A 14,792-nucleotide genomic window follows, 5' to 3' on the forward strand; every position below is an offset into this window, starting at 1 on the left:
GCCTCTTAGCAGCGTTTCTGCCGTCGAGATCGAGAGCTGAGCTGCCCTTCTCGCGCTGGGTCTAGCCGGAAGTCGATTGTCGCGAGCCGGTCATGTCAGCTGGCCAACGGCGTGCCATGACGCGGTCGCGTTCGCTTGGGTCTCGGACGACGACCGTCGACGTGCGAGTGCGCAGCCAGAAGATCTGGTCGTTGCCATTTCGCTCGTAAACGGGGAGTCCTGATGGCTCGATGCTGACTCGGGCGAGATGATGGCCGTCAATGGTGTGGAACTCGGTAGCGACAAGCGGAAGGACAGAGTCGCCGAGGCGACTGCGGATCAGGTTTTCAAGATGTTGGCCCCACAGGTCGCGGTCGCCGCGCTCGTCTCGCTTGGAGAACGTGGCAAAGTCGTCTTCGAGGCCGTACAGAGTGCCGTCATCCGCAACACCGACCAGCAGCGTTCCGCCGATGGGCGAGTTGGCGAACCCGGCGATCGTCTTGACGACGGCGTCTTCAGGGTGGCCGCCTTTGCGTTCTTGGCGGATATCCCAGCGCAGGGTGGACTTGTACTCCAGGAATTGGGATTCGCGGTCGGCGCCGAGCAGCTCGCCGATTGGGCACGTTCGCTGGCGAGCCACCGTGGCGCGCCGATGGACTTCGACGGCGTAGATGTCCCGTACGGCCGCCTGCAGCGTCTCGTCGTCCAGGTACTCGTAGATCAGTCCGCTGTTGCGATCCATGCGTGCTAGCAGCGCCTTCTGGTACCGGTCGGGAAACACATGGTCGCGGAACGTGGCCTCGTCGTTGCTGGCCGCCTGGTTCTGGACGTGGACGTCGGCGATCAGGTCGCCAGCCGCTGCCTCGAACACCAAACGGTCCTCGTCAGTCCAGTCAGTGCCCAAGCGCTCGTTGATACGGGCGATGATCTCCGACAGCCGTTCTTCCTCGGGGTCGACCATCGGCCCGGTCCCGGAGTAGATCGTGGTGACTTCGGCTTCGCCGCCAGGAAGGTCGATCGAACCTTCGAATGTCAGCTCGTGCCGAAGGTGGGTGAGCTCCACTTCCGAGCCCAAGCTGATGGTCTCGCCGGCCGAGGAATCCCGGGTCAACGCCGCCAGCGCACGGCAGAAGAGATAGTCCCGCTCAAGTTCAGGGTTGCCGAACGGCACCACAAGCGACAGAAATCCGTAGACGCGCACAAATCGACCGAGCGCATCCCGAAAGGCCTCCTGATCCTCGTCGGACAGCCCGGCGAAGCGTTCGACCGCCGGTTGCAGAGCAGCGTGGATCTGAGCGTGCGCATTCTCGCTCAGCAGCAGCACGGCTGCCCGTTGCATCTCGCCTACGTCCAGAACGCCGAATCCGTCGAGGTCGTGCCGGGTGTCGAACAGCAGGTTCGGATCTGTCGGTGGAGCGACAGTCTTGCCGTGGTACACGGCGAATGCCTCGCCGATGTCTTCGGCATCGTTCACGAAATCCACGACGAACGTGCCTGACTTGTCGGGGTGGATACGGTTGAGCCGCGACAGCGTCTGCACTGCGGCTAGGCCGGTCAGCGTCTTGTCGACGTACATGGCGGTCAATTTCGGCTGGTCAAATCCCGTCTGGAACTTCTCGGCAACCACCATGATCTGCCATTGGTCGGTGTCGAACTGCACCGCGGTCTGCGATTCACCGAAGCCGTTCGCCTTCGTCTCGGTCAGCCCGTCGATCTCACCCGAGAACGCCACCAGCACCCCGATCTCGTACCCGTTGTTCGAGATGTAGCCGCGCAGCGCCTCCCACATCCGCACCGCATGAGGCCTCGACGAGCACACCACCATCGCCTTCGCATGGCCGCCGACTTGGCGGGCGATCTTCGAGCGGAAGTGCTCCACGACGATCTCGGCCTTCTGCGACAGATTGTCAGGGTGCAGCGTGACGAACCGAGCCAGCGCACTGCGGGCCTTGCTGGTTTCATAGGAGGGGTCGTCGAGGATCGCCTTCTCCAGGCGGGAGTACTGCGTGTAGGTCATGTAGCCGGCCAGCACGTCCATGATGAAGCCCTCTTCGATGGCCTGGCGCATCGGATACAGATGGAATGGCTGGTGCTTGCCACTGTCGTCGAGTTCGCCGAAGAGTTCCAGGGTGCGGCCCTTGGGGGTCGCGGTGAACGCGAAGAACGACAGGTTGGGCTGAGGACCTCGCGCCGCCACGGCCTCGGCCAGCAGTTCTTCGGCCTCGGCGGGTTCGACATCGGCGTCGTCGTCGATCTCGGGCTCGGCCGCGCCCAGCGCTCGCCGCAACTCCTTGGCAGCCTCGCCGGTCTGTGACGAGTGTGCCTCGTCAACGATCACCGCGTAGCTGCGCTCGGGCAGCGCGTCGATCTTGTCGAAGACGTACGGGAACTTCTGCAGTGTCGTGACGATGATGCGCGCCTGCTCACTAGCCAGAGCTTCGGCGAGCTGTGCCGAGGACTCGTCGATGCGCTGCACCACACCCACCGCGTGCTCGAACTGGCTGATCGTGTCCTGCAACTGGCGATCGAGCACAACGCGGTCGGTGATGACCACGACCTTGTCGAACACCCTGGCGTTATTCGTGGTGTGCAGCGACGACAACCGGTGCGCCAGCCACGCGATCGAGTTGGACTTTCCCGAGCCCGCCGAGTGCTGCACCAAGTAACTGCGACCCGGCCCGTTCTGTCTGGCGTCGGCCTCGAGGCGCCGCACAGCATCCCACTGGTGGAACCTCGGAAAGACCACCTCGGGACGGGCCTTGGAACCCTTCGACGGCTTGTCCACGTGCACGAAGCGGCCCAAGACGTCCAGCCAGGCGTCACGGCACCACACCTGCTCCCATAGATAGGCCGTGTGATGCCCGTCGGGATTCGGAGGATTGCCCTTCCCCAGCTCATGGCCGCGGTTGAACGGCAGAAACCGGGTGCTCGCTCCCGCCAGCCGGGTCGTCATCGCCACCGACGACGGATCGACAGCGAAATGCACCATGCCGAGCCGGCTCAAAGTCCGATTCCGCTGCGGACGCCTGCGGTACTGGGCGACGGCGTCCTCGACGCCTTGGCCCGTGAGCTGATTCTTGAGCTCAGCCGTGGCCACCGGAATGCCGTTCACGGACAGGCCCAGATCGACGGTCTGGTTGCTGCTCGGTTCGAAGGGCAGTTGCCGGGTCACCGACAGCACGTTCGCGTCGTAACGCTCGGCCAGCTCAGGCGTCAAGTCGTGAGCAGGCCGGAAGTACGCAAGCTGGATCGTGACATTGCGGTCCACCACGCCCCGGCGCAGCACGTCAACGGTGCCTCGCTTATCCAACTCTGCTGCGAGCCGCTGCGTGAAGCCCTCCTGCGCCTTGACGCGATCGCCGCCGTAGGCCGTCTGGACAAGGCGCTCCCAGGCAACTCCCTGCGTCGCCCCGATGAACTCGAACAGGTCCGCCGTGTCGATGCCCGCAGCCGGGTCGAAATCCCGGGGTTGGTCTCCAGCGTTGCCGATCTTGACGTGCTGGTACCCACCGTGGCTGACCAACCAGTCGGCAATGTGCTCCTCAAACGCCGCCTCCGAAACAGAACTCACTCCGCCGCCTCACACTGCAGACCCGGCATCCGACTCACCCTAGAACGCGTGTGTCACGAGCAGTGATCTCTACCTGAGCCCGATTGCCGTGCCCTGAGCCAGACTTCGCTGCAAAATCGGCATGTTTGGTGGCAGACCGTTCGTCATCTCTGGCGCTGAGGTTGACATTTGGGCTTGATGGGCCGATAATGACCGTGTCCTCCGGTGCTGTTCCGGGGGAAAGACGCGAGTCCCGGAGTGCCAGGCCGAGGGCGTGCCGCAAGGCAGGCCGACTAGGACGGGAGCCGGGGCTTTCGCATTTCTGGTCATATGTTGACCACCTCGATGATCCCGGCGTTCGCGAGCCGGTCGAAGATCGTGTGATTGCCTTCCAGCAGGTGTTCGGCGGTGATGCCGCAGATGGCATCGGCAATCCACAGGAGTGGTTCGGCTTTCGAGCGCCAGTCGTACCGAAACGGCACCCCGCCCTCCGTCGCGAATGTGTCCAGCAGGGTTTCTTGGTCGCGCTGATCGCTGGTCTCGTCACCTGACTCGATGATCACGTGTGTGATGCCGTCATGGGCCAACCGGCGGGCGTGGGCTGCTAGCAGGTCGCGCCGCGCAGCAACTTGGCCACGCCTGGCGACAGGCCGCCACAGCACCGATGCCATCAGCCCTATGTCCTCGATAAGAGCCACCATCCGTTCAATCGCTTCTGGGCCTTCGCGGCGGTAGTGAAATGGCGAGGTTCGTTCGCCGACGACGCCGCCAACACGGTGGCGAATGTTCGACGGGTCGAAGACCACTGCGGCGGTGACGACGTAGTAGACGCCCGCGCCAGCGACCGGCGACGACTCGTCGATGACGGCCACCACGTCACCGCGTATCGGTTGACCGTCGCTGAGCCTCGTCATCGCTTGGCTCCTCGACGTCGGGATCGCTGACGCCGACCGGTCGGGCCGAAAGGAGCTTTCAGCGTGTAGAGGTGCTCTGTTGTGGCACCCGTGGGCGACAGCGGCGCAGTCTTCACGCGGATGTCAACATCCAGCAAATCGCGATTCCGGAGGCCGGAAAGCCCTCGCTGGGCCGTATCGGCTGAGACGCCGTACCAGTCTGGGGCGTGCTCGATCGGCAGCCAAGACTCATCTCTCAAGCTCAACGAGATCAGCAGCATCGCAAGCTCGGGAACGCTCAACTCCCTGATCCAGCGTCCTTCGCCGCTAGGCCCAAGCCGCCATAGCGCCACTGGGACCTTGAAATAGTCGTCGGCCTCCGTCCGGCAGTCCTTGTCACCAGGATGGGTGTAGTCCTGCCCAGAGCCATCTTCGCGAAGCAGCGTGATCTGGGCCATGCGGTTGTAGCGGCTTCGGCGGATCAGGCCGTGATCTTCCAACCGACGCCATGCCTTGGAGATCGCACCCGTGGCGCCCTTCGAGGTCGGCAGCGGGTTACCGAGCGCACGTGCCCAAACCGGGGCGGGCAGCGCTGTGTCCCATGGCGGTGATGACGCCTTCAGTACGGCGGTCAAGTACAAGCGGAGTCCGAGCGAATCACCTGCACGGACAAGGTCGGCCATCGCTGACGCGCGATCCGCACCCTCCGAGTCGGGCTTCTGCAGAAATGTCTTGCGCAGCGGAGCATGGTCGCGGCCAGCCTCATCTACGATGGCATCGATGGTTTGGTTGGCCGTAGCCGGCTGCTCGTGGCACGCTGTTGCCATGCCCGTCACCGTATACCAACAGCTTTCGAATGCCACCCTGCCAGCGGACGGAAACACCAGCAGGCTGAAGTTTGAATCGCCTTACCAGCGGTAGCCATAACAGTACCTGCTGAGTACATATCCCAGTACCCGTCCAAGCACCCCTCTCAGGTCCAAGCGGCTTGCCGGGGCAGCGGCGCGACGTGTGCTCAAGAGGGACAAGCGAACGACGGAAGCACGAGACTGGCCTGGTTTCTGCACGATGAACCAGCGACACCCGTCATGAACTGTGAGCGCGCGCGAACGGTGCGCAGACAGGCATGACAGAAGTCCACCCCGGACACGGTGCGTTCGTGCGACCATCGTGCAGATGCATCGAGCCAACACACCTGTGCCCCGACTGGACCTGGGTGCCGAGCGGTCGAGTGTTGAGCTCGACGGTCGGCGGGTGAGGGTCACCAAGGTCTTCTGGCGCTATTGGTACCTGGCTGCAGAGCGGCAGGCGATGTTCATGCGGCGACTGCGTGGAGAGTCGGCACCGTGGACTGAGGATCAGATTCTGCAGTCACATCGCTTCACGAACGCTTACCGGGCCTCTGATCGGGTCAGCCAGTCACTTCTGCAGGATGTCATCTACTCCGGCGATTACGAATACCGCGACACGGTTCTGCGCGTGCTGCTCTTCAAGATCTTCAACCACACCGACACTTGGCAGCACTTGGTCAGCCAAGTCGGCCAACCCACCATCGCCACGTTCGACAGCGCTGCGTACACGGGCGCATTGGATCGTCGGTTCCAATCGGGCACCCGCCTCTACTCAGGCGCCTACATCATGCCCTCGCCCGCGCTGGGCCACCGTCGCAAGCACGCCAACCACGTGGCGCTTCTGGAGCAGATCATCGCCGACGGCACAATCGACGCCATTACCCAGGCTCAGTCGCTGCAAGGCCTCTACCAGAAGCTGCTGCAGATCCCCTCGTTCGGCTCGTTCTTGGCCTACCAGTACGCAATCGACCTCAACTACAGCCCTCACTTCCCGTTCGACGAGATGGAGTTTGTCGTCGCGGGGCCTGGAGCGCTGAGAGGCATCGAGAAGTGCTTCACCGACACCCGTGGGCTCGATCCGGTCGGTGTGATCCGCGCCATGACGAACTCTGCAGAGGTCTACCTGACGGACAACTCCGTCGAATTCAAGGATCTTTGGGGCCGACCCTTGCATCTGATTGATTGCCAGAATCTTTTCTGTGAGGTCGACAAGTACGCCCGTGCTGCACACCCAGAAATCAGCGTCGGCGGACCGAAGCGCATCAAGCAGACCTTTCGGCCCGACGAACAGCCCCTGCGCCTCGGCTACCCGCCGAAGTGGCGCCTCCCTTGGTCAGCCGACGCACCCGTCGACTTCGGAACTCACTCGGATGGCAGAAAGTTATTGTCGTATTTTCCGACCAACACAAGCTATGGTGTAGCCATGGACTACAAAGCCGAAGCCGTGACCGTGCCCTCAGCCGAGGTACCACCCGCTGAACACCTCCAGAGGATTCGTGAACTCGTCCTGAGCGAGCTGCCAAGGCTGCGCCTCGACCGCAACACCATCGAAGCCGCCCTCGACTCCGGCGATGAGGAGCGGATTCCGTCGCGCAAGGCGATGGTCATCATCGCCCGAGTGTGCAAGAGCCTCCAAGTCGGCAAAGTCGTCAAGCAATCCGACCTCAAGCCTGATCAAGTGACCGACGTGGCCAACTTGATCGAACTCTTGGCCTCGAAGACGGCGCCAGCGCTGGTCCGAGCGTGATCTCGATCTATCGGCGAACCCTCTCCGAGGCCTGGATCGACACCTTCGGGGCAGTGCTCGATGTCGGCGGCACGGCTGTCAATGTCGTGACCAGTTGGAATGCCGACGACGAGATCGTACCGGTGAGAGCAGTCCTGGACGAGTTCATCGAAAGCCGTCCGCAGTCGTCCAAGTCATGGCAACGCTGGCCAGTCGAGACCGTCGCCAACACCATCTTCGCGGCGGAGCTCTACGAAGAAGATCTTGGAATCGACGCACTCCAAGAGTTCACGGACCTCTACCTCGAAGGATTTGAGGTCGCGAAGGCGGCATCTCCCGGCGGCGAATACTGCCATCGCATGGTCGCTTGGCCAGGACCTGACGGACAGTCGATCAATCAGCTCACCGAGGTGGCTGAACGGCTCCGCCGCTACGCCAACCCAGCGCAGCCCAAGTACAACTACAGCAGCGATTACGAGATCGCCCTTGAGGATCCCGCGCTCGACTTGCGGACTCAAGCCCCCGGTCGCAATGGCTCGCCGTACGGCTTCCCTTGCCTCAGCCACATCTCATTGACGGTTGAAGATGCCAACGTTCACCTCACGGCTCTGTATCGCAACCAGCATCTCATCAAGAAGGCATACGGCAACTATCTGGGACTCGCTCGTCTGGGTCGCGCACTGAGCCATCATGCCGGACTTGGCCTGGGGACGGTCACCGTCGTCGCCACGCATGCGAGCGCAGAGATCGGCACCTTCGCGGGATTCGGGAAGGTGGCCTTGCGTGATCTCCACGAACAGGCTGCCGCTGCCGTGTCTGATGCGTCGCCGTGCCGCAGGATGGCGACGGCTGCGCGACTTGCGGCAGTGACCGGTGTCGCTATTGGCAACACAGTCGATCGGACGGCGACGGCGGTCGGTGTCGATGCGGTCAGCGTTGCCGAGTTCGAAGCCGACATTCGGGGAGATCGCATCGTGCTCGAAACGATGTTCACCGAGACTGAGATCTTTGACTGCGGCGGCGATTACGAACGACTCGCCGCGAGATTTGCAGCGAAGGAGGCAGCGCTCAAGGCCATCGGAACCGGGGTTCGCGGTCTCGAAATGCGCGACATCGTCGTCAACACGGCATCTGACGGGCGGCCATCGCTCCTGCTGAGCCGTGCAGCCCAGGACAAGGCCAGCGAATCAGGCCTGGCCGACTTCGAGTGCAGCCTCACACACGAAGAGGGCTTCGCAATCGCCGTCGTCACCGCCTCGAAGTCAGCTCGCACAAGCGCCCTGGTGCATACAGCGCTGGCCGGCGTCGGAGCACCCGAATGAGCACGGCACCTGAGAATCTCGCGGCAGACGAATCGGCGGCGCTCGGCAAGCGACTGAAGGATGCACGCGAGGCCATCGGCCTGCCGCAGGCAGCGGTCGCAGACCATCTCGGCATCCCGCGCCCGTCTGTCTCGGACATCGAGACCGGTCGCCGCAGAGTCGCCTTCCTCGAACTCAAGCAACTCGCAGCCCTCTACCGGAGACCGTTGTCGCACTTCTCGGGAGACGAGAGCGACGAGGTTGACGCGACGACGCAAGCGCTGTTCCGCACCGCCTCGGGGTTGTCCGACGACGACCGGCAACAAGTCCTGCGCTTCGCCCAGTTCCTCCGAGAGGCGGGACCGGCCCGCGCTCCCAGCCGGGACGGCACAGGAGCAGAATGAACCGCCGAAGCCTCGCACGTGAGGCCGTCCTAGCAGCTGAGCACGTCCTCGCCGAAACCGGGCTCTCGCCGGGCGATCCTGTTCCGATCTTCGACCTGATCGAAGATCGCGGCATCTGGCTCAGCTTCGAAGCCGGCCTCGACCGTTTGCTGGGTACCTATCTGCGAATTGGCGATACGGCCGGCATCGCCCTCAACGCTGCTCGGCCGCTAGCCCTGCAACGCTTCACAGCAGCACACGAACTCGGGCATCACGAACTGGGTCACGAATCACACCTCGATCTCGAAGCAACCATCACGGACCGATCCCAAGATCCGAAGGAATTTCAGGCCCAGACGTTTGCCGCGAGTCTCCTCATGTCCGAACTCTCTGTTGAGGCGCAGCTCGAGCATTGGGGGCACGACCCTGACCATCCGGACCTGAGCGCGACCGACGTGTACTCGATTTCGGCAGAACTCGGGGTGAGCTACCAAGCAACGGTCACCCAGCTCCGCGTTCTCGGCAAGATCCCAGTTGTGTCGGCTCAGGAGCTTTGGAAGGTGCATCCACGCCAGATCAAGCAGATGCTCCTCGGCGGCCGTCGACCCGACCAGCAGTGGGCGTCAGTACGGCGACTCACACTGGCAGACCACCAGCGAGCAGTCGAACTCAACGTCGCCGACGAAATCGACATCGCACTGCCCGAAATGCCCGAATCGGGTTATGAATGGGTGCTCCCCTCCGACATTGGGGATAGGTTCGCACTCGTCAACGACCGGCATCAGCCTTCCGACGCCGATCTCAGAGGAACGTTGTTCGGTGCTGCAGACGCCCGACACGTGACGCTCAAGGCATGCAAGCCCGGACGCACCCGACTTGAGTTCTTCTCTCGGCGTCCCGGCGACGAGTGCGAGGCCGGCGCGCCGCTCACCATTCACGCGGTCACCCGTCCGCTGCCGGTATCCGAACTGGGACAGGGAATCTCCACCAACCAGCATGACCAACTCCTGGCGCGTGCCAGCGCCTGACCGATGATGCGCCGCGGTGAACCGAAGCCGGGGCGGGCTAGGCGCGGACGCCAATGCAGGGACAGGCACCCGTGTCGCGGGGCTAGAGTTACGGGTATGTAATTTGAGGTTTGGCCAAGTATGACTCTCCACGATTCGCCAACAGACACCCGAAACGAGCCAAGCGAGGCCGATCTCAGCCGCGCCGCCTTCACCCTCATCCGCGCGGCGGCGGCTTGCGCCGCGTTCTGCGAACACATCGAGCACAACGAGCCTGCGACCACCCACCAAGTCGTGACAGCAGCTGAGTCGATGCGACGAGTCGCTGCTGAACTCGCCGATCAGTCCGGCGTCTCGTTGCGTCAGGCATACGAGGACAGGATTCGAGGCGTCGAGGCATCCAGCCTCCTCCGCTACGCGGGCGCAGCCGAGCAGGTCGAACTCGTCGGTGCCGACGCGCTCGCATCCGCTCGACGCTGGGACGAGGTCCAGATTGCACAACTCGCCCACGACCGGCGGTTCCACCCCGACGTGTTCGGTCTCCCGAAGATCGAGCAGTTACGGCACTACTCGTTCCACGTAACGAAGCTGGCCGGTCTGCTTGCTGATGCCGTCGAGCAGGGCAGCTGGGACGCATTCCGTGACGAGAGGCTCGCTGACATCGCAGTCTTCGGTGTCAAGCTCGCAACTGTGTGCAACGAACACTTGCCGTCCACTGACGTTGACCTGACGTAGGGTGCCGCGCGGCGAAGAAGCTGCGTCGGCATCGGCCCTCAGCACAGTCTTGGAGGTACTTGAGTGACTGGCTTCTGGTCGTCAGAAACGATGCGATCACGCTTGAAGGACGAGCGGCTGGTGACGCCGTTCGACCAGGACCGCATTGCGAATTGCAGCTACGAACTGAGCATGGGACCGCAGGCGCTCCTCACCGGCGAGGATCAGATCCGACGGGACCTTGCGAACGACGAGCAGCTTCGAATCCCTTCAGGGCACTTCGCCCAGCTGATGACCGAAGAGAAGGTTCGCATCCCGCCCGATGCACTTGGACTGATCTCGATGAAATCTCAGGTCAAGCGCTTGGGCCTCGTGAATGTCTCAGGATTCCACGTTGACCCGGGTTTCCACGGTCGACTGCGCTTCTCTGTCTACAACGCCGGGCCGTCCTCCGTCTACATTTCCCGCGGTACTCCTACCTTCTTGATTTGGTTCACGGCCCTTGATACGCCCACCGACGATCTCTACGAAGGCCACGGGGGCCGCCCCGCTTTCACTGACCAAGACACGATGGAAATGCAGGGCGATGTGTTCACTCCGCAAGTGCTTGCCGACCGAATGGCAACCATCGAACGGAAGATTGGATGGCGAATCCAGCTTGGTAGCTACCTCGCCGGAACAATTGTCGGTGCAATCATTACGCTACTGTTCCAGGCTCTGACCTGATTCTAGGTGTCAGTTGCCTCACATGATGAGCAGTCAGGAGCCTAGACGCGTTGTCCATAAAACATCTCGCAGCTCAGCATTAGCGAAACAGTGGAAGCAAGCGATACCTCTGACGATCCCTCGCTGTTGAGGGCCAAACACAAGAATCGTCACGGCCCTCGGAATTCCGACAGCCCATCGTCCCCAATCTCAACCTAGATTCGGTCGGATACAGTCGCTGTAACTAATGCCTGTCGGCGCTCCGTCAAGAGTTCAATCTGTTTGCCGTGGAGGTCGAGCGCACTAGCGATATCTGCTTCCCTCTCGATCAGCTCGGAAACAAGGTCGTCTTGGCGGGTTCGCGATGGGACTGGCACGCGAATCTCTCCGAGTTCCGAGAAGTTGATGCGGGGCGTGCGGACGTGCCCTTGGTCGGTCGATCCAATGCCGCGCAGCCGCTGAGTCATTTCGGAAATGAACCAAGGCGAGCGCATTATAAAGTGGAGGTAACTGCTGGAGACTCGATCCTTGACATGGAGAACTGTGTAGTCCGGGCTGACGACTCCTTGCCGTCGGACTTGGCCTACCCCGCCTTGGAACGCACGCATTCTGTTGATTACAATATCGCCCGGTTTACAGCGCTTGTATCTGGCGAGAGCTTCTGGAGGCGCAGCTGATGCATATTCATCGTTCCTGGGAACGACGCCATTATGTATGGAAACGGAAAGCAACGTGCGTGACGCACGGCTATCGCTTCGAAGATTGGACTCGACGACGAGATACTTGAGTGGCACCATTTGCTCAGATGCGCGCATGATCTCCAGTGCAACCTCCGGCAGTCGAGAGCGGCGCTGTATCAGAAGTTTCTTCAACTGGGTTTTCGCTGCGATGGCATCGTCAATATGCGATGTGCTGGCATCAAGATAATCTGCAATCTGGAGTTGTTCGGAGTGTGGCAGCACTGTGACCTTGATCCGCTTGATTGCCTCTGCTCGAAGCCCGAATCGAGTGATCCCGGTAGCAGCGATTTCCATTTGGCTGCGGACGCATGCTGAGTTGAGCAACCAGTACAGGTACCTGCTCAAGACAATCTCCTGTCGTGGTCGTAGCATGGCCAAGTGATAGCCGCAGACCATCTCGTGTGTCGCGTGTTCGATCAACGCTGGCACACCAATATCATTCGCCAGCTCGGAATCTTTGGTTATGAGTACATCCCCAGACTTTAGACCAAAATTCCGTACCTGGTCACGCGAGGCAGATGCTCTCATTAGGTTCGAGTCAGGTGTGATTCTGTCGCCATAGTAGACATCTGTGTAGTTGACCAGACGCACCGATTGTTCATGCATTCGAGTCTTCTTGTCGACATTACTGATCCGAATATCGGCTATATGTAACAACGGCATTTCTCGGTGGGTCATGACATGATCTTTGAGATCAGATCGCGACTCGTAGCTTCGAGCGAAACGATCTCGGCGTCGATTTCAGCCATTGGACGGGGTGGGATGTAGGAGTAGAAGTGGCGCGTGAGAGGAATTTCGTAGCCGATCGTGGTCTTGTCCGGGTCGTGCCAGGCATCGGGCACGTATGGGAGGACTTCTGCTCGGAGGTAGTTGTTTATGGCCGTGCGGTATTCGATGGTGTCGATGCGTGCGGTTGGGTCTGCTTCGAAGGCGACCTGTATTGGAGGCAGCGGAACGTTCTCATAGTCGCGAAGCTGCGGGTCGGGTTGGGGGTCGCCGCGCGGGTCAACTTGCACGGGCGCAGATGTATCGCGGACGGCGAGCGCAGTGGCCACTGCCTTGCTAACCGTTGCCGCCTTGGTGCCCGTCACTGGCAGCACAGCGGAGCGCACCAGCTCCTGCACGGTGGCATCTGAGTTGAACTCGTCGCCGAATCGGTCCCGCAGCGTTGCGAACAGCGCCTCGCGGGCTTCGGGTTCGAGCTTCGCAACGGCCTTGTGGGACTCGGCAGTTGCGAGCGTGTCGTCGGTGATCTCCCAGCGCAGTTGCAGTGGACGTTCCACCGTGATGCGTAGGAAGCCGAACGACTCGTTGGGAAAGATCTTCGAGCGTGCGCACTCCTCGAACGCACCGTGCAGGCGGCTGATGTCGTCGATCTGCTTGGCGCTGATCTCCTTGCGCTTCTGGCCGAGGCTCTTGCGCATCTTTGTGAAGTTCTCGCGGGCGTCGATGAGCTGCACCTTGCCCTGTCGCCGAGGCTCCTTGCGGTTGGTGACCAACCAGACGTAGGTGGAGATGCCGGTGTTGTAGAATAACTGGTCAGGCAGGGCCACCACCGCTTCGAGCATGTCGCTCTCGATGATCCAGCGGCGGATCTCCGACTCGCCCGAGCTGGCGCCGCCGTTGAACACGATCGCCAGCCGGGCACCACCCTCGTCGGAGCGCTTCATCTTCGAGATCATGTGCTGCAGGAACAGGAAGCTGCCGTCGTTGATGCGAGGCAGCCCGGCACCGAATCGGCCGGCGAAGCCCCGGTCGGCATGCTCGTCGCGCACGAAGTCGGCCACCATCTTCCACTCCACTCCGAACGGCGGATTGGCCAGCAGGTAGTCGAACCGCTGGCCATCGTGCTGGTCGTCGTCGAAGCTGTTGCCGAAGCGGATGTTCTCGGCGCCGAGGCCCTTGATCAGCATGTCGGCGCGGCAGGTGGCGTAGGTCTCAGCGTTCAATTCTTGGCCGAACACCCGCAGCTCGCCTTCTGGGTTGAGCTCGCGCAAGTACTCCTCGGCCATCGACAGCATCCCGCCGGTTCCGCAGGCCGGGTCAAGCAATGTCTTCACCACGCCGCGGCTGGTTAGCAGCTCATCGTCCTCACGGAACAGCAGGTTCACCATGAGTCGGATGACTTCGCGAGGCGTGAAATGCTCACCAGCGGTCTCGTTCGACAGCTCGGAGAACTTGCGGATCAGCTCTTCGTAGAGGTAGCCCATCTCCAAGTTCGACATCGCATCGGGACTCATATCCAGCTCGGTGAACTTCGACAGCACCAGATAGAGCAGGTTGTGGTTGTCGAGCCGGTCGATCTGGGCGTCGAAGTTGAACTTGTCGACGATGTCGCGAGCCGAGTCCGAGAATCCGGCGATGTAGTTGCGCAGGTGGCCAGCGACGTGGTCGGGATCGCCGAGCAGCGTTGCGAATGTGTGATGGGACGTGTTGTAGAAGGTCTGACCTGCGTACTGACAGAGCACCGGGTCGCGGTTCTGCAACGTTACCGGCAGCGTTTCATCGGCCTCCAGCACAGCGGCCTTGGTGGGTTCCAGCACGCAATCGAGGCGCCGCAGCACCGTCAGCGGCAGAATCACCCGCCCGTACTCGGACGGCTTGTACACGCCGCGCAGCAGGTCCGCCACCGACCAGATGAACCCCGCATAGTTGTTCCTGGTCTCGCTGCTCATGTCCCTCCCGACGGAGCTTCGGCTCACCCGTCCGTTTCGACGTGGTGCTGCGCGGGACTACCCACACTGTCACCCCCGTGCGGCCCGTCAGGACGACGGCCGACGACTGATGGAGGATTCTGCCATGTTGCCTCACCACCGTCGTGGCCGACGTCGGGCCTGTCGGACGCTCGGACGTTCGTCGGTTCGGGCAATGCGATTACGGTGCGTCGCGATATGGCAGAGCGTCGTGCGATGGTGGGGCTTCATTGGCCAAGCGAGGATGCGG

General features: G+C 61.9%; 11 protein-coding genes. 6 read left to right on the forward strand and 5 right to left on the reverse strand.

All coding sequences use genetic code 11. The features are described from left to right. Positions 1 to 61: 61 nt before the first annotated feature. From ACOGXQ_RS08405 to ACOGXQ_RS08415, 3 genes are all read right to left on the reverse strand, one after another. On the reverse strand, positions 62 to 3,550 hold the full coding sequence (locus ACOGXQ_RS08405) for a DEAD/DEAH box helicase family protein (RefSeq protein WP_419946953.1): 3,489 nt from the start codon (positions 3,548 to 3,550) through the stop codon (positions 62 to 64). A gap of 305 nt (positions 3,551 to 3,855) precedes the next feature. Continuing rightward, the gene (locus ACOGXQ_RS08410; RefSeq protein WP_419946954.1) at positions 3,856 to 4,443 is read right to left on the reverse strand and encodes a hypothetical protein; all 588 of its coding nucleotides are present in this window, start codon (positions 4,441 to 4,443) and stop codon (positions 3,856 to 3,858) included. Beyond that, positions 4,440 to 5,249, reverse strand: a complete 810-nt coding sequence (locus ACOGXQ_RS08415) for a hypothetical protein (RefSeq protein ID WP_419946955.1) — start codon at positions 5,247 to 5,249, stop codon at positions 4,440 to 4,442. Before ACOGXQ_RS08415 ends, ACOGXQ_RS08410 begins: the two co-directional genes overlap by 4 nt. Positions 5,250 to 5,598: 349 nt before the next feature. On the opposite strand from ACOGXQ_RS08415, the gene ACOGXQ_RS08420 reads away from it, so the two are divergent. The 6 genes from ACOGXQ_RS08420 (at position 5,599) to ACOGXQ_RS08445 (ending at position 11,130) form a co-directional block, all read left to right on the forward strand. Further along, positions 5,599 to 7,020 (forward strand): nucleotide kinase domain-containing protein, encoded by a 1,422-nt coding sequence (locus ACOGXQ_RS08420; RefSeq protein WP_419946956.1) that lies wholly within the window; start codon positions 5,599 to 5,601, stop codon positions 7,018 to 7,020. After that, entirely contained in the window at positions 7,017 to 8,321 is a 1,305-nt protein-coding gene (locus tag ACOGXQ_RS08425) for a 4'-phosphopantetheinyl transferase superfamily protein (RefSeq protein ID WP_419946957.1), read from the forward strand. The genes ACOGXQ_RS08420 and ACOGXQ_RS08425 overlap by 4 nt, the downstream gene beginning before the upstream one ends. Then, a complete protein-coding gene (locus ACOGXQ_RS08430) occupies positions 8,318 to 8,704 on the forward strand; it encodes a helix-turn-helix domain-containing protein (protein ID WP_419946958.1) in 387 nt (128 codons plus the stop codon). The genes ACOGXQ_RS08425 and ACOGXQ_RS08430 overlap by 4 nt, the downstream gene beginning before the upstream one ends. Further along, complete coding sequence (locus tag ACOGXQ_RS08435; protein ID WP_419946959.1) at positions 8,701 to 9,711, forward strand: ImmA/IrrE family metallo-endopeptidase; 1,011 nt, start codon at positions 8,701 to 8,703, stop codon at positions 9,709 to 9,711. Before ACOGXQ_RS08430 ends, ACOGXQ_RS08435 begins: the two co-directional genes overlap by 4 nt. A gap of 120 nt (positions 9,712 to 9,831) precedes the next feature. Beyond that, positions 9,832 to 10,425, forward strand: coding sequence for a hypothetical protein (locus ACOGXQ_RS08440; RefSeq protein ID WP_419946960.1), 594 nt, complete (start codon positions 9,832 to 9,834; stop codon positions 10,423 to 10,425). 102 nt (positions 10,426 to 10,527) lie between these two features. Further along, positions 10,528 to 11,130 (forward strand): dCTP deaminase domain-containing protein, encoded by a 603-nt coding sequence (locus tag ACOGXQ_RS08445; RefSeq protein WP_419946961.1) that lies wholly within the window; start codon positions 10,528 to 10,530, stop codon positions 11,128 to 11,130. A 194-nt stretch (positions 11,131 to 11,324) separates the two neighbouring features. Here ACOGXQ_RS08445 and ACOGXQ_RS08450 read toward each other — a convergent pair whose 3' ends face one another. Together ACOGXQ_RS08450 and ACOGXQ_RS08455 are read right to left on the reverse strand one after the other, a co-directional pair. Further along, positions 11,325 to 12,527 (reverse strand): restriction endonuclease subunit S, encoded by a 1,203-nt coding sequence (locus ACOGXQ_RS08450; RefSeq protein WP_419946962.1) that lies wholly within the window; start codon positions 12,525 to 12,527, stop codon positions 11,325 to 11,327. Continuing rightward, positions 12,524 to 14,524 carry a type I restriction-modification system subunit M gene (locus ACOGXQ_RS08455; RefSeq protein ID WP_419946963.1) on the reverse strand — a complete coding sequence of 667 codons (2,001 nt, stop codon included), beginning with the start codon at positions 14,522 to 14,524 and terminating at the stop codon, positions 12,524 to 12,526. The genes ACOGXQ_RS08450 and ACOGXQ_RS08455 overlap by 4 nt, the downstream gene beginning before the upstream one ends. Positions 14,525 to 14,792: the final 268 nt, after the last annotated feature.

The organism is Candidatus Poriferisodalis sp., from assembly GCF_965208485.1.
GTDB lineage: Bacteria > Actinomycetota > Acidimicrobiia > Acidimicrobiales > Poriferisodalaceae > Poriferisodalis.